Raw genomic sequence first — 20,096 nt, forward strand, 5'->3', positions numbered from 1 at the left:
AGAACATCCCCGGCTAGGTGCGGACAGACACGAAGTTTAGGAGCGACCTTTTGTATATCTCCTACAACCCCTAAGCCACACTGTGGAAAACGGAGGGTGTTTTTCGGGTCGTGTCGACACCGACAAAACCACCCCTTCGCTGGTAGTGAGCCTAATACCAGGTGCGCGTCCCCAGGGGAACGCACCGGATGCCACGCTAGGAGATGTGACCACGGACTCCACTGAATCTACCGACAGCCACGTTGCACCGCTAAGCGATCCTGACGCCGTACACGCCGAGACGGTACGCCGCCTTGAGCGCGCCATGGGTTCCCTGGGCACCGCCGCGGTGGCGCGCATGGAACGTCGACTGCCGTGGTTTCGCGCGATGTCGGCAGAGGACCGCTCCTGGGTGGGGCTCGTGGCCCAGTCGGGCGTGGCGGCCTTCGTCGACTGGTTCAAAAGCCCGCGCCGTAGTCGGCCGGCTATCGCCGTCGAGGTGTTCGGAACCGCCCCCCGCGAGCTCACCCGATCGGTCACCCTCCAGCAGACCGTGGAAATGACCCGGGTCGTCATTGACGTCGTCGAGGCGCAGCTCGAAGAGTTGGCCGCCCCCGGAGGCGAGCAGCACCTGCGCGAGGCGGTGCTGCGCTACAGCCGAGAGGTCGCCTTCAGCACGGCTACGATCTACGCGCGCGCGGCTGAGGCCCGCGGGGCCTGGGACGCGCGGTTGGAAGCCCTCGTCGTCGACGCGCTGCTGCACGGCGATCGGGAAGAGGGGCTGCAAACATGGAGTTCGGCGCTGGGTTGGTCGCGCAGCCCCGTGGTCGTCGTCGCGGGTCACCTTCCCGACGTCGACGCTGAGACGGCCATGGACGACATCCGAGTGCTGGCCCGCCGCGCCGGCCACGACGTGCTCGCCGGGGTGCAGGGGGAGCGACTCGTCGCCGTCATCGGAGTCAACGACAAGGTCGCCGCCGACGATCCGCTCAGCGCCGTCACCCCGCTCGCCGACACCTTCGGTCCCGGGCCGGTCGTCGTGGGGCCTCCCGTCACCGACCTCCAGACGGCCGGGCGTTCGGCCATGGCCGCCACCAACGGGCTGCGCGCCGCCGTGGCCTGGGTGGACGCCCCCCGCCCCGTGCACGCTGAGGAGCTGTTGCCCGAGCGTGCCCTCGACGGTGACACCCACGCCCGCCGGCGGCTCGTCGAGCAGGTCTACCTCCCTTTGCGCGGCGCCGGTTCGCCCCTGCTCGACACCTTGTCGGTCTACCTAGAGCACGCCTCCTCGCTGGAGGCCACGGCGCGGATGCTGTTCGTCCACCCCAATACCGTGCGCTACCGGCTGGGGCGTGTCGCCGAACTCACCGGCTTCACCCCCGCCGACGGCCGGGGGGCCTTCGCCCTGCGCCTTGGCGTCACCCTGGGGCGCCTGGCTGAACGCGACCAGGGCGCTGACAGTCCGCTTTGAGGTCTGTTCCGGCGACGGGCAGTAGCCGGTGCCGCCTGCCGCGGTTGCACAAGTCGCGCGCTCCGAAACGACAGCAGGAGTTTACGGTGTCGCCGTGGTCGGTACTGTCGGCATCGCGCCTCGGCCACGCCCACAGCAGACGAGGCGCCGGCCGCTACCGCCGTTACCGTGATTGTTCGCTGACAATCCGGTCACACCGTGAACCAATGTCAAAGCGCGGACGTCTACCGGGGGAGTGGGTCACGGCCCGCCAAAAGCACGTGTGAGGACGAGTTCCGAACTGTACCGTGTTAGTGACATTTAGTGTCCTATGGGGTGCTGTCACGTTCCCGGCTTTAGCTGACGGTGGGCTGCGCCATGATGGGGTCAATCAATTCGACTGGGGGTGCCATGGCTGCGCACAGCTTCCGTAGGCTGTATACGACTGTGGTGGGGGCGATCCGAAGTCCCACGATGGCAGGGCATCTGCGACGCCAAGTTCTGTTCTTCGCCCCCTTGCCCCTACCGGTGGCCGCTGTCGTCGCCCTGCTGGTTGGCGGGCAACTGTCGGCCTCGGGATGGACCGTCCTGCTCGCTCTCTCGGTCGCGGTCGCCTCCATGCTCATGGCCTGCATCGTGCAGCCCACACCACTGCCGGAGAACCTCTCGCCCGAGGCTTCGGTACGTCGCTCGCTGCACCGCTTCCGTCAAATCACCGCGCTGCGCATCGGCCTGTCCGCGGTCCCGGTTCTGGTCGGGGCCGCCGCCTCCCTGGTCGGCGGGGGCATGCTGCCGCTGGCCGCGGCGGTCACGCTGTACTGGCCTCAACTGCTGCTCGCGCTGCCCGGCTACTTCACCGTCTCTCGTGCCCGCCACAGCATGGAGGCCTGGGGGACCAAGGCGTACCTGTGGGCTGGGCTCGCGCTGCCAACCTCAGTGCGGTGGCCGCTGATTACCTGGCTCCGTCCCCGCCTACAGGCATGGCTGCTCCGAGCTCGCGCGCTCCTGGCCCGGCTGCGTGCCGCGGCAACCGCGTCGACCCCGCCCACCTCCGAGAACACCGCCGACTCCGGCGCCACCGACGCCCCACCCGCCGAGACCGCCGAAGACTCCCCACGGGAGAGCGAGCCCTCCCCACCCACGCCCCCCGCCTCCTCCTCGTCTCTCATTCCGGGGCTGCCCATCCTTCCCACCGGTTCGGCCGAGGTGTCGTCGCGCCCGGTGGCGCGGCGCCGCCAGGAAGCCACCCGCCCCACACCGCGTTCGCGCCGCTCCGGGCGACCTAAAGCCAAAAACTGAGCTGGGTGGGGATGGCTCGGACACGCCATCCCCACCCAGCAGCGCCCAGCGTGCCCACCATCACCGCAGGCAGGCAGGATGGGAGAAAGGAGCGGCCCGGCGCGACCGCACGCGCAGCCACGCTGGAGAGGGGCACGATGCGCATCGATCTCAACGCCGACCTGGGGGAAAGCTTCGGCCAGTGGGAACTGGGCGACGACTCTGCCATGCTCGCCATCGTCACCAGCGCCAACGTCGCGTGCGGCTTCCATGCCGGAGACCCCACCGTGCTGCGCCGCACCTGCTCGCGTGCCGTCGCCGGCGGCGTGCGCATCGGCGCCCAAGTCAGCTACCGCGATCTCGCCGGGTTTGGCCGCCGTTTCATCGACGTCGCCCCCGAAGAACTCACCAACGAGGTCATCTACCAACTCGGTGCCCTCGACGCCTTCGCCCGTCTGGCAGGCGACCGCGTGCGCTACGTCAAGCCCCACGGCGCTCTCTACAACGCCATCGCCCACCACGAGGAGCAGGCCGCAGCCGTAGTCGAGGCGGTGCGCTGCTATGACACCGAGCTACCGGTGTTGGGCCAGCCCGGCTCGGCCTGGCTGCGCCACGCCGCCTCCGCCGGGCTGTGCGTTGTCCACGAGGCTTTCGCCGATCGCGCCTATACCCCTGAGGGGCGGCTGGTGCCGCGCCGCGAACCCGGGGCGGTGTTGCACGAACCGGAACAGGTGGCCAGCCGCTGTCTCAGTCTGGCCCGCGGCGAGGGCATCACGGCCGTCGACGGCTCCACCGTGCGCATCGAGGCCCACTCCATCTGCGTGCACGGCGACACCCCCGGCGCGGTGCGCATCGCCGCCACCGTCGCCGAGCGCCTACGCGCCGCAGGAGTCGAATTGAAGCCCTTCACCGGCGACTCCTCGCTCCCCTGAGACTGCGCACACCGCAACGGCTGCTGCCTTCCCCTCAGCCCGTCGGTTCCCAGCGTGAGGAGGTAACCTCGGTGCCACCCTGCCGGCGCCGGGGCACGGGCGAGCAGCGCCGCTCACCTACGGCTGTAGTTTCCGACCCTCCGGGAGGAAGCGGTGCGAATCCTCACATGCGCCGACTCCGGGCTTCTCGTGGAGTTCGCTGACCTCGACGAAGTTTTTTCGGTGTACGCGGCGTTGGTCGAGGAGCCCCCGCCCGGTGTGACCGAGATCGTGCCCGCCGCCCGCACCATCTTGCTGCGCTTGGGTCCCGGAGCCGACAACGTCACCTCCGTGGCCGCCTCCCTCCAGCGGCTCCGCCCCCGCCCCGGCGCCCGCCCCGATGCCGGCGAAGTGGAGATCCCGGTGAGCTACGACGGCGCCGACCTCGCCGACGTCGCTGCCCACACCGGCCTGACCGAGCGCGAGGTCGTCACCGCCCACACCAGCGCCACCTGGCTGGTCGCCTTCTGCGGGTTCGCCCCCGGCTTCGGTTATCTCGTCGGTGACGACCCCCGCCTGCACGTGCCCCGCCGCGCGGAGTCGCGCACGCGCGTCCCAGCCGGCTCGGTGGGCCTAGCCGGGGAGTTCAGCGGCGTCTACCCCCGCGTGTCCCCCGGTGGCTGGCAGCTCATCGGCCGCACCGACACCGTCATCTGGGACCTCGACGCCGACCCGCCCGCCGTGTTACGGCCAGGCGTGCGTGTCCGATTCCGGCAGTGCTGAAAGCCTCCCCGCGGAAAGCAGCCAGCCCCTCGCCCAGAGCGAGGGTGGCCTCGGTGTTTCCCGCTCCCACCCGGTTAGCACCTCCCCCCACCGAGCACTATCCCGGTAACCTCACAGCACGTAGGAAGGACGGCGTCACCCCCGCGGCCCGCGGCCCCAGGGGCCACGCCACCACCACCGATGACACAACGGCCGATGCGCGCGCTGGAAGTACTCGACACCGGGCCGCTGACCACAGTGCAAGACAGCGGACGCCACGGGCATGCGGCGCTGGGGGTGGGCGTCTCGGGAGCCGCCGACCCGCCCGCCTTCGCCCTAGCCAACCGCATGGTGGCCAACCCCGCCGGAGCCGCGGCGCTGGAAGTCACCCTCGGCGGACTGCGTGCCCGCGCGCTCAGCGACCTCACGATCGCGATCACGGGCGCCACATCCACAGTGACGATCGACGGCCGCGCGGCAGCGCTCCACAGCGTCCTGCCCCTGCCCAGCGGCTCCCACCTGCGACTCGGCCGGCCTGAGCGCGGTCTGCGCACCTATGTGGCCGTACGGGGCGGCGTCGCTGTCGACCCCGTCTTGGGCTCCCGCAGCACCGACACCCTCGCCGCGTTAGGGCCCGCCCCCCTCACCCCCGGCACCGTGCTCCCGGTCGGCCCAGCCCCTCACGCCTGGCCGGTAACCGACCTCGCTCCCGTGGCACCGCCGCCTGGCGAGGACATCGACCTGCGCGTCACCCTGGGCCCCCGCGACGACTGGTTCCACGACGAGGCGATCGCGACGCTCCTCAGCCGCTCCTACCAGGTGAGCGACCAGTGCGACCGGGTGGGAATCCGCCTCATCGGCCCCCATCTGCCCCGGCGCCACACCGGCGAACTGCCAAGCGAAGGTATGGTGCCCGGCGCGCTCCAGGTCCCCCCCAGCGGCCAGCCGGTGCTCTTCCTCGCCGACCACCCCGTGACCGGCGGCTACCCGGTTATCGCGGTGGTACGAAGCGCCGACGTCGGCCACGCCGCCCAAGCTCGCCCCGGCGCCCGGCTGCGCTTCCACGCCTCCCCCCGCCACATCAGCGCTCAGGCCAGCGGGTAGCGTACGGCCTCGCGGATCTGTGGCTGCTCCGGCTCGTCAGAGCCCAACCGCCGCAGCACGCTGACCCGCACCGGCGAATGCTCCCACTTCACTTCGGCGGTGCGGCCATCGAGCACCAGCGTGGCCAGCGTGTTGTCGTACCAGGGGCCGCCCGCCAGCCGCCAGGCCAGAGCCGGCGCGCTCACTCCCGCCATGCGCGCCAGCGTGCGGCACACGACCGCCGTGATGCCCCGCACCAGCATCCACACCATGCGCCGCAGCATCGGCGGCATCCAGTTGCACACGGGGGAACACACCAACTGCGCGATCTGGGTCCTCGATGCCCGCGCCGGGTGGTCGCTGTCGCGGGCCTGAGCGCGCGCCAGATAGGAGAAATGCACGTCGCCACCGAGGAACAGCACACTCGCCGGGGCTGCGCCGCGCTCTCCCGCGGCCACCCGCAGCACCGCGTCGCTGACCGCCCGAAACGAGTGTTGGAAGGCGGCCCAGTGCTCCAGGTCGACCTCCTGGCGCATCTTCTCGCCAGGGCCGCGCAGCGCTTGGCCCCACGCCCCCGCGCACACCGCCTCGTTCCACGCTTCGAGATAGTGCACCCCCGCCGGCATGAGGAACGGCAGCGTGCTGGCGAATACCAGGTGGTCGACATCACCGGTCAGTCGTTCATCCAGCCAGGCGGCCTCGTCGGCGTCGAGCATGGTGCGCTGCCGGTCGTCGTCGACCACCCGCGCGCAGCGGTTGTCCACCATGACGATGCGGCTGCCCGCGATGTCGTGACTGTGGCTCCACCGATAACTGGTGGGGTCCTCGTTGGCCCGCCAGGCGAAGGCGTCAAGCTGCTCGCCCGCATCACCGGCCGTGGTGCTCACCTCGGCGAACACGGGGTCGACCGCCCGCTCTGCGGGGGAGAGGTTACCGGCGTGCTGGTAGACCCAGTAGGCGCTCAGCCCAGAGGTGATCCGTTGGCGCCACCAGGGGGAGCGCTCCATTGCGCGGCGCCACGCCCCTGAGGTGTTCCAGTCGTCACGGATGTCGTGGTCGTCGAACAGCATCAGCGTCGGCACGGTCGACAGCAGCCAGCGGATGTCCGGGTCGGCCCACGCCTGCCGGTACAGCTCGGCGTACTCCTCGAAGAAGACCACCTCGTCCTCGGGCGCATCGGCGAGTGGGTCGCCGGCTTGGGAGGCTGCGGGGGCGGTGGCTTCGCCGGCGCTGCCGGCCTGGGCGGTGGCGTGCTCCCTGCGTCGGCCCGCGCGCCGTTCGGCGAGGTAATTCACCATCTGCGGCTGGAGTTCGTCGGCGTAGACCTGGTCGCCGATCAGCAACAGCACGGTGGGTTCCTGATCGCCCGCGGCTGCCGCGCCTTGGGCTTGGCGCTGCTGGGCCAGTCGCAGTGCGTAGGCGCGCACCATGTCCACCCCGTAGCGCAGGATGGCTTTGGTGGAGTGGTCGGTGGGGGTGTGGCAGGAGCCGAACACGAGGCGCGTCGGCGCGGCCGAGTCGATGGTGTGAATGAGGCTGGGCGGGTGCGGCGAATCGGGTTCGGGCCACACCTGGGTGCCGTCCACCAGCACCCGGTAGGCCACCCCCGAAGCGGGGGGCAGGCCCTCGACGTCGCACAGCGCGTAGTGGTGCCCGTGCACGGTAAAAGTGTCAGCGTGGGCTGTCTGCTCACCTGCCACAACAGTGACGCTGCCGGGGGCCTCGGTCTCTACCCAGATCGTCGCACTCGTCTCCGACACGTGCCGTAGCATCGGGCCGAGGCGCAGTCGGGAACGCACAGTCAACACCAGTCCCATCCGGTCAGCGTCGCCCAGGGCACGGCGCCGGACCGTCCGGCGCAGCCTTCGTGTCCCAAGGCTTGCTGCACAGTATGGTCCTCTCGTCGCCCTGTGGGGAGTCAGGCCCGACACGTACCGATCCCCAACGAGAGGTTGGAACGCCCCTTAACCTGGGTAACCGTTGCCGCATGCGGACAAAACTCATCGATCTGCACACCGGCCACTCGGACACGGTCATCGACATCTCCGCCGAGTGCGCGGGATTTGTCTCCGAGACCGGCGGCGACGGCTTGCTCAACGTGTTCGTCCCGCACGCCACCGCCGGTGTGGCGATCATGGAATTGGGGGCGGGCTCTGACGACGACCTACTGGCCACCCTCAGAGACACCCTGCCGCCCGACGAGCGGTGGCGCCATCGGCACGGTTCACCAGGGCACGGTCGGTCCCACGTGATGCCGGCGCTCATCGCTCCCTATGCGACCGTTCCCGTGGTTTCCGGGCGGCTGGCCCTAGGAACATGGCAATCTATCGCCATCGTCGATATCAACGTCGACAATCCGAGCCGTCAGGTGCGGTTGTCGTTCTTGACGAGTTCTTCCTAGCGGGCAGGATGGGAGAGAGCACAACAGCGCGGGATCGCCAGCCGCGGCGATTCGTTGACGTAGGCGGCTCCCAGCGTGTGAACTTAGCCCACAACAGCGGCATAGAACCGGGCCTCTCCGGGCCCAGCCCCGCGATAAGCGGGCATCAGCAAAGTTGGAGGAGGACTTTCGTGAGCGCGACCGCGGGCCAGGCACAGAGCGAACGCGGCCTGGCCGAACGACTCGGTTTCAAATCGGGTCAGGTGGTGCAAGAGTTCGGTTACGACGACGACGTGGACGAGCAGCTTCGCGCGTCGATCGCCGAATGCACCGGCAGTGAGCTGGTCGATGAGGATTACGGCGACGTCGTAGACGCTGCGCTGCTGTGGTGGCGCGACGACGAGGAAGACGACCTCACCGACGTCTTGGTCGATGTGCAGACCACCATCGAAGGCGGCGGGATCATCCTCGTGCTGACCCCCAAGGCCGGACGCGAGGGACACGTGGCGCCCAGTGACGTAGCCGAAGCGGCGACCACCTCGGGCCTGTCGCAGACCAGCGCCGTCAGCGCGGGGCCCGATTGGTCGGGGACCCGCCTCGTCGCTCCGAAGGCGCACCACTGATCCCCTTCCCGTACCTCCGGCACCATCGCGGGAGGCGCCTGCCCTAGGGTGATCTTCAGCGAAGATCGCAGCGACCCGTGCCGTCCGACCGCCACCTCGGCGGGCGGCACGGTCGTGGGCAACGGCGAAATCAGGAGAGGACGAACATGTCCATCGAGGTTGGTCAGAAGGCGCCGGATTTCGAGCTTGCCGACCAGCACGGCCAACGGGTCAAGCTGTCGGACTTCCGGGGACGGAAGAACGTCATACTCGTGTTCCACCCTCTGGCCTTCTCCGGAGTGTGTAGTGGTGAGCTGGGTGCGCTGCGCGACAACATCGATGAGTTCCAAAACGACACCGTGCAACTGTTGACCGTGTCGGTTGATTCGATGTTCGCTCACCGCGCATGGGCCGAGCAGGAGAACCTCGACTACCCGCTGTTGTCGGACTTTTGGCCGCACGGCGAGGTCGCCCAGGCTTATGGTGTCTTCGACGACACCAAGGGCGTCGCGCTGCGCGGCACTTTCCTCATCGATAAAGAGGGCGTCGTCCGCTGGACGGTCGTCAACCCCGTTCCCGAGGCGCGCGACCTCGCCGACTACCGCAAGGCGCTCGCCGAGTTGAGTTAGATGTACCCGGAGGAGGCCCATGCCCTGCTACCTGTGCGGGGCGAGGCAGAGTGACCCGGCCCGTGGTGCACAGCCGTGGAAACGCGGCGTGCGCCACGAGCGTCAGGTGCTGATCTGCCCGGACTGTCAGCTCACTCAGGACTGGAAGGCCGACCTCGACCGCTGTGGCCGGTGCCGCTCCACGTTCCTGCTCTCCCGGCTGGGCGAGATCGAGTGCCATAGCTGCGGTCACGTTCGCTCGCACACCTCACCCGAGCCGTCTCAACCCGTCCAGCAACGTGACGCAGCCCTCACCAATGAGGTTGAGCAGGCGCTGTCACGTGTTCTTGGTGGCCTGGCACGTACACCCACCCCACGAGCACGCTGAAAGCCGGTATCATTTCCTTCAGCCGCCGGGTGTCCACACCGGCGGATCGGCGCGCGCCAGCGCGCCATTTCCAGGGGCGTGTAGCTCAGTTGGTCAGAGCCCCCGCCTTACAAGCGGGTGGTCGGAGGTTCGAGTCCTCTCGCGCCCACGTTTCGTGAGCCCGGAAAACGCCCCCTGACCTGCAAGAACAGGTTAGGGGGCGTCTTAGGGCGTGTCCGGCTGGTTGCGGCGGTATCCGGCTTGTGGCGGGCGACTGTGCTGAATACGTGCTGAAGGATCAGCGCTCTCTGGGAGCCCGTCCGCGCGTCATGGCTTCCTCGATCTGCTTCTTGGCTCATTCCTCCTCGCCGACAAGGCAGCACTTGGCGTAGATCTTCTTCAGTACCGCCACGCTGTGGCCGGCCCACTGGGCTATGAGCGTCTCGGAGACTCCGGCGTTGAGCCAGGTGGAGACGCAGGTGTGGCACAGGGCGCAGGGGGTGCCGGCCAGGGGAGTGCGGCACTCGCTCGCGGTGGGTGCCTGCTTGCGGGCGTAGCGCCAGGCGCGCCGGTAGGTGATGGTCGCCAGCGGCCTGCCATGGACGCCGACGAACAGGCGCCCCTGCTCGTCTTTTTGGGTCTTTTGCCCTCGGTACGGCAAGCGACGAATACCTCGGCGGCTGTGGAATTCGCTGCCACTAGATTCCGGCGTGGCCGGCCAGTGGTGCTGTGCGGGCCATGCCACAGTTCTGCCATAGCAGAGACGGGGTGCAGCTACCCCCGAGGGATCGTTCCTCCCGACGGTAGGCCCGCCGGGAGGTGATCCTGCTGCTTCCCTGTCAGGTCGGACATATGACCTGTCGGGGACCTTCCCTATCCCCGGCCCGCCATGCTTGCCCGGGTCGACACCCTGATTCCGGGGCACCATGCAATTCCACGATTTTGGTCGTGGCGAAGAGCTCCGCCGAAGAGACTGTAATTACCAATCTCCTGCGTGCCTTGCTCTCATTACGTGTATGAGGGTAAGGGGAAATCTGAGAAACTGCCAACCTTCCGATACTCATCGAAACGGAAGCGTACGCATCAAAACACTCATGAACGCTGCTGAACAACACCATGCATCTCCGGTCATATCTGGACAGAGTTGGCTGTGAACAGCGATCACTCAAGCTGCGGGATTTTGGTTAGGTTATGCCTGAACCTGCGATACGCATGCGTCCAAACCCGTGCCAAGCATGCGATACTTTCGTCCCCACGCCCTACCCCGCTCCTATGGCAGGTGCTTCCCTCACCCGCTATTCGCTCTCGAGTGGCCGGGCGTGCTTCGTAACGGTCGACACTGAATTCGAAAATAAGGACACTTATGCTTCTTGCGTTCAGCGCGAAGCGCTCCGCCGGCCGCCTCCTCGTGGTCGTGTGTGTCATCGCGGTGGTTTGTGTGCTGCTCTACCGCGGTCACGATGTGGCGACCGCCCTCCTGTTCAGCGCGGCCATCGTCGCCCTGGGCACCGAGACGGCCCGCCGGATTCTGCCGGAGGTGAGCCGTGACCACCGCTGACGTGCTCGCCGCCGAACCCCGCCAGCGCAGCGCCGGATCTCGGCCCACGATCTATCGGATTCCGCTGGATGCCTCGCCGCGACGTATCCGCCGCGGCCCCGACGGCGCCATCTACGGGGAAGTTCGACTCGTCCCCGACGACGACGTTCCCAGTTCCGAGGAGTCGGGCGTGCGTCCTGGCTATATCCAGCTCCACGACTGGGAGGACTGGCATGAGGCGTCGCTGGAGACCATGAACCGCTCCCAGATGATGCGCGACATCGAGGGCTACGACATGCGCCCCGACCCGCTGGAGGCCACCACCGTCCACCTGTTCCTGGAGGCCATGCGCGACTTTCGCCTGTGGGCCGGCCAGCCTTCCTACCGGCAGATGCAGCGCCGCTGCGGCGGGGTGTGTGCCGCCTCGACTTTCTGTAACGCCATGAATCCCAAACGCCTCGAATTGCCCAAGCTCTCGCTGGTGTATGCCTTCGTCACCGCCTGCGGCGGCGACAAGGACGAGTGCCAGCGTTGGGCCACCGCTTGGCGCCGCATCTCCATGCGCCACAACCTCGAATACGCCCTATAACCTCACCGGCCCCCACCACTGCGCACAGGTGGGGGCCGCCTCTGGTCATCTCGGCCCGGTCATCTCCCACGTGCCTCGCGGGGAAGCCGCGGCTCGGCTTTGGGAAGCCACGCTCACCGTGGCCGCCACCCCGGATTCCGCACCCCCAAGGGGGCGCCGCTCGCCGACGTCACCGGTTGAGTGGCGCGCTCGCAGCCACGATACGCCTTTCCCGTTTTCCCGGCGGGGGCGGCTCAGGTGGTGGTGCCCCGCCTCCGCACGGCCAACAGAGACAGCGCTATTGCTATCGGTAGCGTGATGATTACGTAACTCGTGAGGATTTACTAGGTTGCCGGTCAGTGACGATGGGTGAGTGGTTGGCGAAGGGAGCATGTCCGCTGTTTAGGTGTTTTGTCCTGCTGCGTAGATATATCCGTGGTCTGTCCCTATATGGGACTGAAAGTTTTTGCTTGGTTGCTTTGGGTAATCTGTCGTTAACTCGGGAGCGCTCCCGCGCTCTCGACATCCCCCAATTGGACGATGGAGATCACGTGATGCGTTCTCATGATCACAGCGGGGTTTCCCGCTGGGCGCTCCGCGCGTTGGCCCTGGTAGGCACCGCAGCGGTGGGCCTGACCACCTGGACCGGCACGGCCTCCGCCCATGGCACGATCGTCGACCCGCCCTCGCGTAACTACAGTTGCTGGGAGCGCTGGGGCGACGACCACCAGAACCCGGACATGCAGCAGGAAGACCCCATGTGCTGGCAGGCGTGGCAGGACAACGCCAACGCCATGTGGAACTGGATGGGGCTGTACCAGAACAACGTCAATGACAACCACCAGGCCGCCGTTCCCGACGGCCAACTGTGCAGTGGTGGTCATGCCCAAAACGGTCGCTACCAGTCGCTGGATGTTCCCGGTGAGTGGAAGACCACCGACGTCAGCAACGGCAACATCACGCTGAACCTCTACGACCAGGCCCAGCACGGCGCCGATTACTTCCAGGTCTACGTCACCAAGCAGGGCTACGACCCCACTACCGAGGCGCTGAGCTGGAACGACCTGGAGCTGGTGGAGGAGACCGGCTACTACGGGTCCGCTTCGAACTACTACGTCGACATCAACGTCTCTGGACGTAGCGGCCACCACATCATCTACACGATCTGGAAGGCCGGCCACATGGACCAGAACTACTACATTTGCAGCGACGTGAACTTCGTCTAAGCTGACCAGCCATCTCAGTCACGCGGCCCCGCCGGATGTCGCCACATCCGGCGGGGCTTTGTCGTGCGTGCGCACTCGATACGTTCAGGTGACCCCAACCGGTTTTCCGGCTGTTTTCCACGTGGGTTCCAGGAGTCGTTGCCCCACGCGAGGTCAGCTCCCACGGAGCGCGTCGCGAAGCGCTGCCGAGTGACTGCCGCGCGGCGGGCACCGTTGGCGTGCCTCATCGCCATCGCGTGTGTCCGCTGCCCGCCCCGCTCCCAGGGTCGTTTGAGGAGGAGGCGGCGGGAGAAAAGCATGATGGGAAGAGTGGTATTCCTGGTACCCGCGAACAGTGGGTGATGTTCCCGAGGGCGCCTACCGTTCGCGACCGGCACCGTGACTCAGTTGGATGAGGGGACCGCTCATGGAGAAGTCGTCGTTGACCGCTCTGGCGCGCGAGCGGCTCGAAGCCGCGCAGCGCGCGTCGAGTGGCCGCAGCGCCAAGACCGTCTACGGAGGACACGAGCATGTCCTGCGCCAAACCGTGATCGCCCTGACCTCCGGTCAAGGGCTCGACGAGCACGAGAACCCGGGCGAGGCCACCGTGCACGTGCTCCACGGTCGGGTACGTTTGGCCGCCGAGCACGCCTCATGGGAGGGCAGGCCGGGAGACTTCATCATCGTGCCCGACTCCCGGCACACTCTGGAGGCGCTGGAAGACGCCGTGGTGCTGCTGACTGTGGCCAAGCACTCCTGACCACCCGTGCCGGCCGCCCGGCGGTGAGGATGTCAGTGAGGGCGGCCGGCCGGCGCCTGCCCGGTGAAGACACGGGGGTGGCCCGTGTAGACGTTCATCGAGGAACCACGCAAGAACCCCACGAGGGTCAGCCCGGAGTCCTGGGCGAGGTCGACCGCCAGCGAGGAGGGAGCCGAAACGGCGGCCAGCATCGGCACGCCGGCCATGACCGCCTTCTGTACCAGTTCGAACGAGGCCCGCCCCGACACCAGCAGCGCCGTCTCCCGCAGCGGGAGACGGTCTTGGTACACGGCCCAGCCGACCAGCTTGTCCACAGCGTTATGACGGCCCACGTCCTCACGGATGGCCAGCAGCTCACCGGAGGCGTTGAACAGCCCTGCCGCGTGCAACCCCCCGGTACGGTCGAACACCCGCTGAGCCGCACGCAGCCGCTCAGGCAGCGCGCTCACCGTCTCGCATGAGAACTCCACGGCGTCAGCCGCCACGGACCAGCGTGAGACGGTACGGACGGCGTCCAGGCTCGCCTTGCCGCACACCCCACACGAGGAACTGGTGTAGAAGTTGCGTTGCAGCGAGGTGTCCGGCGTCGCCAGGCCCGTAGCCAGAACCACATCCAGCACGTTATAGGTGTTGGCGCCCTCCTCGGTGGCCCCGGCACAGTAGCGGATCGTCGCGATGTCGTCCGCCTGCGCGGCAACCCCCTCGGTGGCCAGGAACCCCGCGGCGAGTTCGAAGTCGTTTCCGGGAGTGCGCATCGTCACGGTCAGCGGTTGCCCGTTGAGCCGGATCTCCAGTGGCTCTTCGACGACCACTGTGTCGATTCGCCCTGCTGACGCCCCCTCGCGGATCTGGACGATTTTCTCGCGGGTCGTGACCCGGCCCATAAGCGCCTCCCTTCCGGCGTGTGGCCCCTTGCAGTTTCCCGCGCGAGCCCAGGCCCGCGCCTCTTGGTGGAGCAGTGCCGTGGCGAGCGCCCTGGTCCAGGGTTTTTCCGGTCGCTGTCCTCCTTATACCGCAAGGCTGGATCTCGTGTCGGCACAAGGAGTCGGCCCGGTGTCGCCCGCGCTATGGCCTGTGGCGCCGCTCCCGCCAAAGCGGGATGGCCCGGCGGGGGAGGGGGTGCGGGGGCCAGGGGCGGGGTCGCCGCCCTGGCCGCAGGGAGGGAGGCGGTCGCCTCAGCGGCCGAGGCCGGCCACGCGCACCGTGCGCCCCTCGCGGCGGGCCGTGTCGGCGGCGTCGAGGATAGCCACGACCTCACGGCCGAACCGCACATCGCACGGGTGGTTGATGGTGGCCTGCCCGACGTTGTGCACCAGTTGGCCGACCGCGACCTCGAACGCCGCCACGGGGTCCCGGTCACCGTCGGGAACGGGTAGCAACCCACCGCTGCCGTGGAACAGGAACTGGCTACGGGTCGCCGCCGGCGCGGCGTCGAGGGTCAGCGACAGGGTGCTGACCGCGCCGCTGTTGTGGCGTGCCAGTACGTGAACGGTGTCGCGTGGGGCGTCCATCGCGCTCACCTCCGTCACGGGGCCCAGCACCGGCAGCAGCACCGACAGGGCGTGTGGGCCGATGTCCCACAGTCCGCCTTTTTCGCGGCGCCACGGTGAGACACCGAAGGGGTTACCGGGGTGGAAGATCGAGGCGAACATGGTGGCTTGGGCGCCGTCCCAGTTACCCTCGTGCGTCGCTTCGGTGAGCAGCGTCTCGACGTTGTCGCAGAACCTGTTGGTGAAGAAGATCACCGAGGCCACCTGCCGGCGCTCCACCTCGGCCACGATCCGCTCGGCGGCCAGGGGCGACAGGGCCAGCGGCTTGTCCAACAGCAGGTGACGGCCCGCCGCTGCGGCGCGCAGCGCGAGCTCGGCCTGGACATCGGGGGGCAGAGCGATGGCCACCACGTCGACATCGGCGATGAGCGCATCGACGTCGTCGTAGGCGCCGACCCCGTAGCGCTCGGCGAGAGCACCTGTTTTGGCGCTGTCGCGCCCCCACACTCCCACGAAGGTGACCTCGTGGTGCTGGGCCAGCGCCGCTCCCTGAGTCTCCGCCGCCCAGTACCCCGTTCCCAAAAGTCCGACTCTCAGGGTCATGCCGCCGTTCCTCTCGTTGTGGCCGATGGTCATTGTGCTCAACCCGTGTGACCTACGCCAATTGCGCATAAGTCCCCGCTCGCGGCGGGATAGTCGCCGTGGGCGGGCGACGCGCTCCTCGGTAGTGCTGTGCGATCCGGGCCCAAACGTGACTGGGGGGCGTCGCGGTGCGACGCCCCCCAGTTCGTTTGTCGCTGGTGTGGCCTGACCGGGGGCCGGTTCAGGTCACGGTTGGTGTTAGTCGCAGGTGGTGCCGTTGACGGTGAACTCCTCGGGCACCGGGTTGTTGCCGCTGTGGGAGGCGTTGAACCCGGCGGTGACCGAGGCGCCCGGGGCCAGGTCGCCACTGGCCCAGGAGGGCGCGGTGGCGGTCACGGTGGTGCCGCTTTGGCTCCACTGAGCGCTCCAGCCGTTGGTGAGCTGCTGGCCGGCGGTGAAGTCGAAGGCCAACTCCCAGTCCTGGATCGCGGTGTCGCCGGTGTTGGTCACCGTCACCGAGCCGGTGAAGCCGCTGTTCCACTCGTTGGCCACCGAGTAGTCCACCGCGCACACGGCGCCCTCGCCGCTTTGCGCCTCGGTGGTGAAGGTGACCGTGGCGCTGGCCTCGGAGGTGTTGCCGGCGCCGTCGACGGCGACTACGTGGTAGGTGTATTCGGTTTCGGGGGCCAGTCCGCTCAGGTTGGTTGAGGTGGTGCTGGGCGAGGCCACCAGTTCGTCGCCGCTGCTGGTTTCGCGGTAGACCTCGTAGCCGGCTAGGCCGCTGCCGCCGGTGTCGGTGGAGGCGTCCCACGACAGGGTGGCGCCGGTGGCGGTCACGTTCGAGGCGCTGGGGTCACCCGGCACGCTCGGCGCGGTGGTGTCATCCCCGCCGGTATCGGCACCGGTGGTGAAGGTGACCGTGGCGCTGGCCTCGGAGGTGTTGCCGGCGCCGTCGACGGCGACTACGTGGTAGGTGTATTCGGTTTCGGGGGCCAGTCCGCTCAGGTTGGTTGAGGTGGTGCTGGGCGAGGCCACCAGTTCGTCGCCGCTGCTGGTTTCGTGGTAGACCTCGTAGCCGGCTAGGCCGCTGCCGCCGGTGTCGGTGGAGGCGTCCCACGACAGGGTGGCGCCGGTGGCGGTCACGTTCGAGGCGCTGGGGTCACCCGGCACGCTCGGCGCGGTGGTGTCATCCCCGCCGGTAGCGGAGGTTTCCCCGTAGATGATGCCGCGACCGTTGGTGGAGACGTAGACCCGACCGTAGACGTTGGGGTCACCGGTGATCGTCTCACCGGTCCAGCCCCACTGGTTCTGGTCGTCGTTGATGCGCACCCAGCTCTGGCCGGCGTCGTCGGAGCGGTAGATCCCGCGCACCCCGTCGATCTTGGCGCTGGTGTACAGCGCCATGTAGTCCTGACCGGGGGCCGCCTTGCCGAAGCCGATGGTGTCGGCCTCCTCGACGTTGGACAGCTTGGTGAAGCTTTCGCCGCCGTCGCTGGAGTGCCACAGGCCGTACTCGCCGTCGGTGGTGCCACCGGCCAGCCAGATCTCGCCCTCCATGCCAGGTACGGCCTTGAAGCGCACGCTTTCGCTAGGCAGACCGGTCGCTGCGGTGGCGCTGAAGGTGGCGCCGCCGTCGGTACTGACGTAGAACGTGCCCGCGGAGTAACCGTAGAAGGTGTCGGCGTTGACCCGGTCGGACTCCACCCGGGCCCCGTCGGGGATACCGGTGGCGGCCGTCCAGGAGTTGCCGAAGCCCTCGGAGTAGTGCACGCCCGGCCCCTCGGGCGACCACACGAAGCTGCTGCCGTCGGCCGCGGCGGCGACCGTGCCGCTGCCGGTCACGCCCGAGGGCTCGCTGGCCTGGAACCAGTTGGCTCCGTTATCGGTGGAGAAGGCGATGCTGCTGTCGTTGGGGCGTTCCTCCCGGTCGAAGTTTCCGACCCGCACCACGACGTTGGGGTTGTTCTCGGCGTAGTCGAGGCTGGTTGTGCCGTCGAAGCTGGGGGCGGTGAACATGGCGTCGGGCACCGTGTTCAGGTCCTCGTGGCGGAAACCGCCGACGTCAAGCAGCCCACTGATCAGTGGCGCGCCCGAGGGTGGGCTGATCAGGTCCTTGACCGAGGTCTCCTCCAGGCCGTGCACCATCGGCTCGATGGTGAACGTCTCGTCCTGGTCCCAGTTGGTCAGCTCGTTGGTGCCGTAGATCGTGGCCCCGGTGCCGTACATCATCCGGTCGGAGTTGAACGGGTCGATCTCCAGGCTCTCGGTCATCCACCCCAGCTTGGGGGTTTGCTCCGGCGGCGAGGGGTTCTGCCCGAAGTCCAGCCACGGCACGCTGGAGATGTCCATCTCGTAGCGGTTGTTGCGGTTGGGGTAGGACGTGAAGTTCCAGACGCGGGTCCAGGTCTCGCCGCTGTCGGTGCTACGGAAGAAGATCACGTCGGGCCACCAGGAGATCTGGGTGGCGACCATGATCGTGCTCGGGTTCTGCCGGTCGATAGTCAGCCCGCTGTAGCCGAAGTAGTTGTCCTCGCTGCTGGAGGGGATCGGGCTGATCTGGGTCCACGTGCCGTCGGCGGTGTTGTAGCGCCACACGTCGCCGCTGCCGCCGTCGTAGGGGCCGCCTGTGTCGCTGGTGGCGATGTAGAGGTAGCCGTTCTCGTCGTCGAGCACGCCCTTGTGCGGCAGGAAGCCGGTGGGCTGGCCCTCGACGCGCTCCCAGGTGGCGCCGCCGTCGGTGGTGCGGTAGACGGAGTTCTCCTTGTCGGCGACGCCCACGTAGAGGGTCTGCGTCGGGCTGCCGGAGGAGCCGGTCCGCGGATCGAAGGTCACCCAGACGACACCCTGGTTGTCACCCAGGTAGGGGTCGTCGGGAGTATGCACGTAGTTACCGGGGTTGGGGAAGTTGGTGACCTCCGACCACGTCTGCCCGTAGTCGGTGCTCTTCCACAGGCCGTTGCCGCTGGGAGCGCCGAAGTACAGGACGCTGTTGTCGTTGGGGTCGATGGCCAGCCGCTCGCCCATGCCGCGTCCCGGCATGTTGCCGCCCACCTTGAACGGCAGGTCGGTGCGCTCCCAGGTCTCACCACGGTCGCTGGAGCGCAGGATGGCGCCGTTGTCTGACGTCCAGTCGTTGGTGTAGGTCCCGGCCGCGAGGTACACCCGGTCGGTGTCCACGGGGTCGGTCGCCAGGCTGGCGACGCCGGTGAGGTTCCAGTCGTCCCAGCCGATGTGGTCGGTCAGCGGAATCCAGCGCTCGGTGTCGGGGTTCCAGCGGTAGGCGCCCCCGATGTCGGTGCGCGCATAGATCAGGTCCTCTTCGGACTGGTTGAACACGATACCGGGGACGAAGCCGCCACCGGCGATCTCAACGTTGTCCCACGTGTAGTTCTCGCTGACCGAGGGGGCCGCTTGGGCCACTTCGGGTTCGGTGACGCCGGGGGCTATCGCGAGTATCAGCGCGCTCGCGACCCCAGCGACGATTCCTCTTCGCATTGGGTTCCTTCTGGTGTGGTGACGCGGTTGCCCCATACGGCCAGACGGGGACGCGCGTCGACGGGGGATTGCACAGGAGCGGTCACCGGCGCCGTGTGGTGGTGGGCCGGGGGCCGTTCCTCAGCCGTGTGGGCCGGGATGACCGGCGGGGTTACTACCGAGGTCGGAGGGTCGGGCAGGATCGCTGCCGAGCCGGCGAGCCGGCGTACTCGACCGCGGTAGGAGTTCGATGGGGGGCGGGTCCCCGTTGCTCAACAGTGCCAGCAGCGGTGGCCGCCGACTGTCGGGAGGTACAGGAAGGACAGTGACCGCGAAGGGGACCGACGACGGCGGGTGACCCTCCTCGCAAGCGCGGGGGCGTCACTGTTGGCGTCCCGTCGAAACGGTCCGTCCGGCGATGGCGAGCCGATGCTGCACGACCGGGCTCGAATACGGCTGGACAGCGGCTAAGACCGCCGTCGCCAGGGTGACTGGCGCGGGGGGCCGGACGCTGTCGGTAACCGGGGGGAACCTTCTCGCTCGCACCGCTCAAGCCTTTCTGCGGGGGATGCTCGATTGCGACTCCGGCGTGGCCGCTTCTCCACCAAGGCCAAGCCAGTAGTTCGCTTAAGCGGTTTTCCTCATCTAGAGGAAGCATATGATATGCGTCGATCTCTAGGTAAGTAGGGTCACTTGTCGAAATAATCGAAATAACTATGGATAATCGGCATGTTACGGTTCCGACATCGGCGAAGTTCCCTCGGTGAATGCTTTTTCGCAGTTCAATAGGGGTGGGAGCGTTGCATTTACCGTGACGCGCCCCGGCTGTGTTCTTGCCACCATGAATCACCGCTTCGCTTACCCCGCTGAAGCTCGTCCTTTCTTCGCAGGAAAAGGCGGCCCAGTGGATCTTGGGCTCGGGTGAGCGAGCCCCCCCGACACGGCCAAGCGTCGGCTCGATCGTGCTCGACGTCGGCGGCGGTGCGTGTGGCAGAGCCCGCCGTTTCCGAGGAGCCCGCGGCGTGTGGGTCGCATGGCCGGTTGCCTGCGCCATCGCTAC

The 20,096-nt window shown here is 67.8% G+C and carries 19 protein-coding genes and 1 tRNA gene; 15 read left to right on the top strand and 5 right to left on the bottom strand.

The features are described from left to right. Window positions 1–205: 205 nt before the first annotated feature. The 5 genes from ABD848_RS02595 (at window position 206) to ABD848_RS02615 (ending at window position 5,484) form a co-directional block, all read left to right on the top strand. Window positions 206–1,450: a PucR family transcriptional regulator gene (locus ABD848_RS02595; protein WP_344966869.1), complete on the top strand. Its 1,245-nt coding sequence runs from the start codon at window positions 206–208 to the stop codon at window positions 1,448–1,450. Between the two features lie 453 nt (window positions 1,451–1,903). After that, complete coding sequence (locus tag ABD848_RS02600; protein WP_344966871.1) at window positions 1,904–2,728, top strand: hypothetical protein; 825 nt, start codon at window positions 1,904–1,906, stop codon at window positions 2,726–2,728. A gap of 137 nt (window positions 2,729–2,865) precedes the next feature. Next, window positions 2,866–3,639, top strand: coding sequence for a LamB/YcsF family protein (locus tag ABD848_RS02605; protein WP_344966873.1), 774 nt, complete (start codon window positions 2,866–2,868; stop codon window positions 3,637–3,639). Window positions 3,640–3,792: 153 nt separating this feature from the next. Beyond that, window positions 3,793–4,401, top strand: a complete 609-nt coding sequence (locus tag ABD848_RS02610) for a 5-oxoprolinase subunit B family protein (protein ID WP_344966875.1) — start codon at window positions 3,793–3,795, stop codon at window positions 4,399–4,401. A 195-nt stretch (window positions 4,402–4,596) separates the two neighbouring features. Further along, on the top strand, window positions 4,597–5,484 hold the full coding sequence (locus ABD848_RS02615; protein WP_344966877.1) for a 5-oxoprolinase subunit C family protein: 888 nt from the start codon (window positions 4,597–4,599) through the stop codon (window positions 5,482–5,484). On the opposite strand, the gene ABD848_RS02620 is transcribed toward ABD848_RS02615, so the two are convergent. Next, complete coding sequence (locus ABD848_RS02620; protein WP_344966879.1) at window positions 5,469–7,280, bottom strand: DUF7800 domain-containing protein; 1,812 nt, start codon at window positions 7,278–7,280, stop codon at window positions 5,469–5,471. The genes ABD848_RS02615 and ABD848_RS02620 overlap by 16 nt on opposite strands. A 170-nt stretch (window positions 7,281–7,450) precedes the next feature. On the opposite strand from ABD848_RS02620, the gene ABD848_RS02625 reads away from it, so the two are divergent. From ABD848_RS02625 to ABD848_RS02645, 5 genes are all read left to right on the top strand, one after another. Further along, window positions 7,451–7,864, top strand: coding sequence for a secondary thiamine-phosphate synthase enzyme YjbQ (locus tag ABD848_RS02625; protein ID WP_344966881.1), 414 nt, complete (start codon window positions 7,451–7,453; stop codon window positions 7,862–7,864). Between the two features lie 170 nt (window positions 7,865–8,034). Next, window positions 8,035–8,466, top strand: coding sequence for a DUF3052 domain-containing protein (locus ABD848_RS02630; protein ID WP_344966883.1), 432 nt, complete (start codon window positions 8,035–8,037; stop codon window positions 8,464–8,466). Between the two features lie 146 nt (window positions 8,467–8,612). Beyond that, window positions 8,613–9,074: a peroxiredoxin gene (locus ABD848_RS02635; protein ID WP_344966885.1), complete on the top strand. Its 462-nt coding sequence runs from the start codon at window positions 8,613–8,615 to the stop codon at window positions 9,072–9,074. Window positions 9,075–9,162: 88 nt separating this feature from the next. Next, complete coding sequence (locus ABD848_RS02640; protein ID WP_344966887.1) at window positions 9,163–9,441, top strand: hypothetical protein; 279 nt, start codon at window positions 9,163–9,165, stop codon at window positions 9,439–9,441. A gap of 74 nt (window positions 9,442–9,515) precedes the next feature. Beyond that, a tRNA-Val gene (locus tag ABD848_RS02645) sits at window positions 9,516–9,589 on the top strand. Window positions 9,590–9,775: 186 nt separating this feature from the next. Here ABD848_RS02645 and ABD848_RS02650 read toward each other — a convergent pair. Further along, window positions 9,776–10,081, bottom strand: a complete 306-nt coding sequence (locus tag ABD848_RS02650) for a hypothetical protein (RefSeq protein WP_344966889.1) — start codon at window positions 10,079–10,081, stop codon at window positions 9,776–9,778. Between the two features lie 702 nt (window positions 10,082–10,783). Between ABD848_RS02650 and ABD848_RS02655 the strand changes: the two genes are divergently transcribed. The 5 genes from ABD848_RS02655 (at window position 10,784) to ABD848_RS02670 (ending at window position 13,490) form a co-directional block, all read left to right on the top strand. Then, window positions 10,784–10,978: a hypothetical protein gene (locus tag ABD848_RS02655; RefSeq protein WP_344966891.1), complete on the top strand. Its 195-nt coding sequence runs from the start codon at window positions 10,784–10,786 to the stop codon at window positions 10,976–10,978. Continuing rightward, window positions 10,965–11,546 carry a hypothetical protein gene (locus ABD848_RS02660; protein WP_344966893.1) on the top strand — a complete coding sequence of 194 codons (582 nt, stop codon included), beginning with the start codon at window positions 10,965–10,967 and terminating at the stop codon, window positions 11,544–11,546. The genes ABD848_RS02655 and ABD848_RS02660 overlap by 14 nt, the downstream gene beginning before the upstream one ends. Continuing rightward, window positions 11,443–11,844 carry a mycothiol-dependent nitroreductase Rv2466c family protein gene (locus ABD848_RS24970; protein WP_425567399.1) on the top strand — a complete coding sequence of 134 codons (402 nt, stop codon included), beginning with the start codon at window positions 11,443–11,445 and terminating at the stop codon, window positions 11,842–11,844. The genes ABD848_RS02660 and ABD848_RS24970 overlap by 104 nt, the downstream gene beginning before the upstream one ends. A gap of 235 nt (window positions 11,845–12,079) precedes the next feature. Beyond that, complete coding sequence (locus ABD848_RS02665) at window positions 12,080–12,751, top strand: lytic polysaccharide monooxygenase auxiliary activity family 9 protein (protein WP_344966895.1); 672 nt, start codon at window positions 12,080–12,082, stop codon at window positions 12,749–12,751. Window positions 12,752–13,157: 406 nt separating this feature from the next. Next, entirely contained in the window at window positions 13,158–13,490 is a 333-nt protein-coding gene (locus ABD848_RS02670) for a cupin domain-containing protein (RefSeq protein ID WP_344966897.1), read from the top strand. A 32-nt stretch (window positions 13,491–13,522) separates the two neighbouring features. On the opposite strand, the gene fdhD is transcribed toward ABD848_RS02670, so the two are convergent. The 3 genes from fdhD to ABD848_RS02685 form a co-directional block, all read right to left on the bottom strand. Then, window positions 13,523–14,374 (bottom strand): formate dehydrogenase accessory sulfurtransferase FdhD, encoded by an 852-nt coding sequence (gene fdhD / locus ABD848_RS02675; protein WP_344966899.1) that lies wholly within the window; start codon window positions 14,372–14,374, stop codon window positions 13,523–13,525. 291 nt (window positions 14,375–14,665) lie between these two features. Then, on the bottom strand, window positions 14,666–15,583 hold the full coding sequence (locus tag ABD848_RS02680) for a Gfo/Idh/MocA family protein (RefSeq protein ID WP_344966901.1): 918 nt from the start codon (window positions 15,581–15,583) through the stop codon (window positions 14,666–14,668). 237 nt (window positions 15,584–15,820) lie between these two features. Next, window positions 15,821–19,057 (bottom strand): cellulose binding domain-containing protein, encoded by a 3,237-nt coding sequence (locus tag ABD848_RS02685; protein WP_344966903.1) that lies wholly within the window; start codon window positions 19,055–19,057, stop codon window positions 15,821–15,823. Window positions 19,058–20,096 lie beyond the last annotated feature (1,039 nt).

It is taken from the genome of Salinactinospora qingdaonensis (assembly GCF_039539445.1).
Taxonomy (GTDB): domain Bacteria; phylum Actinomycetota; class Actinomycetes; order Streptosporangiales; family Streptosporangiaceae; genus Salinactinospora; species Salinactinospora qingdaonensis.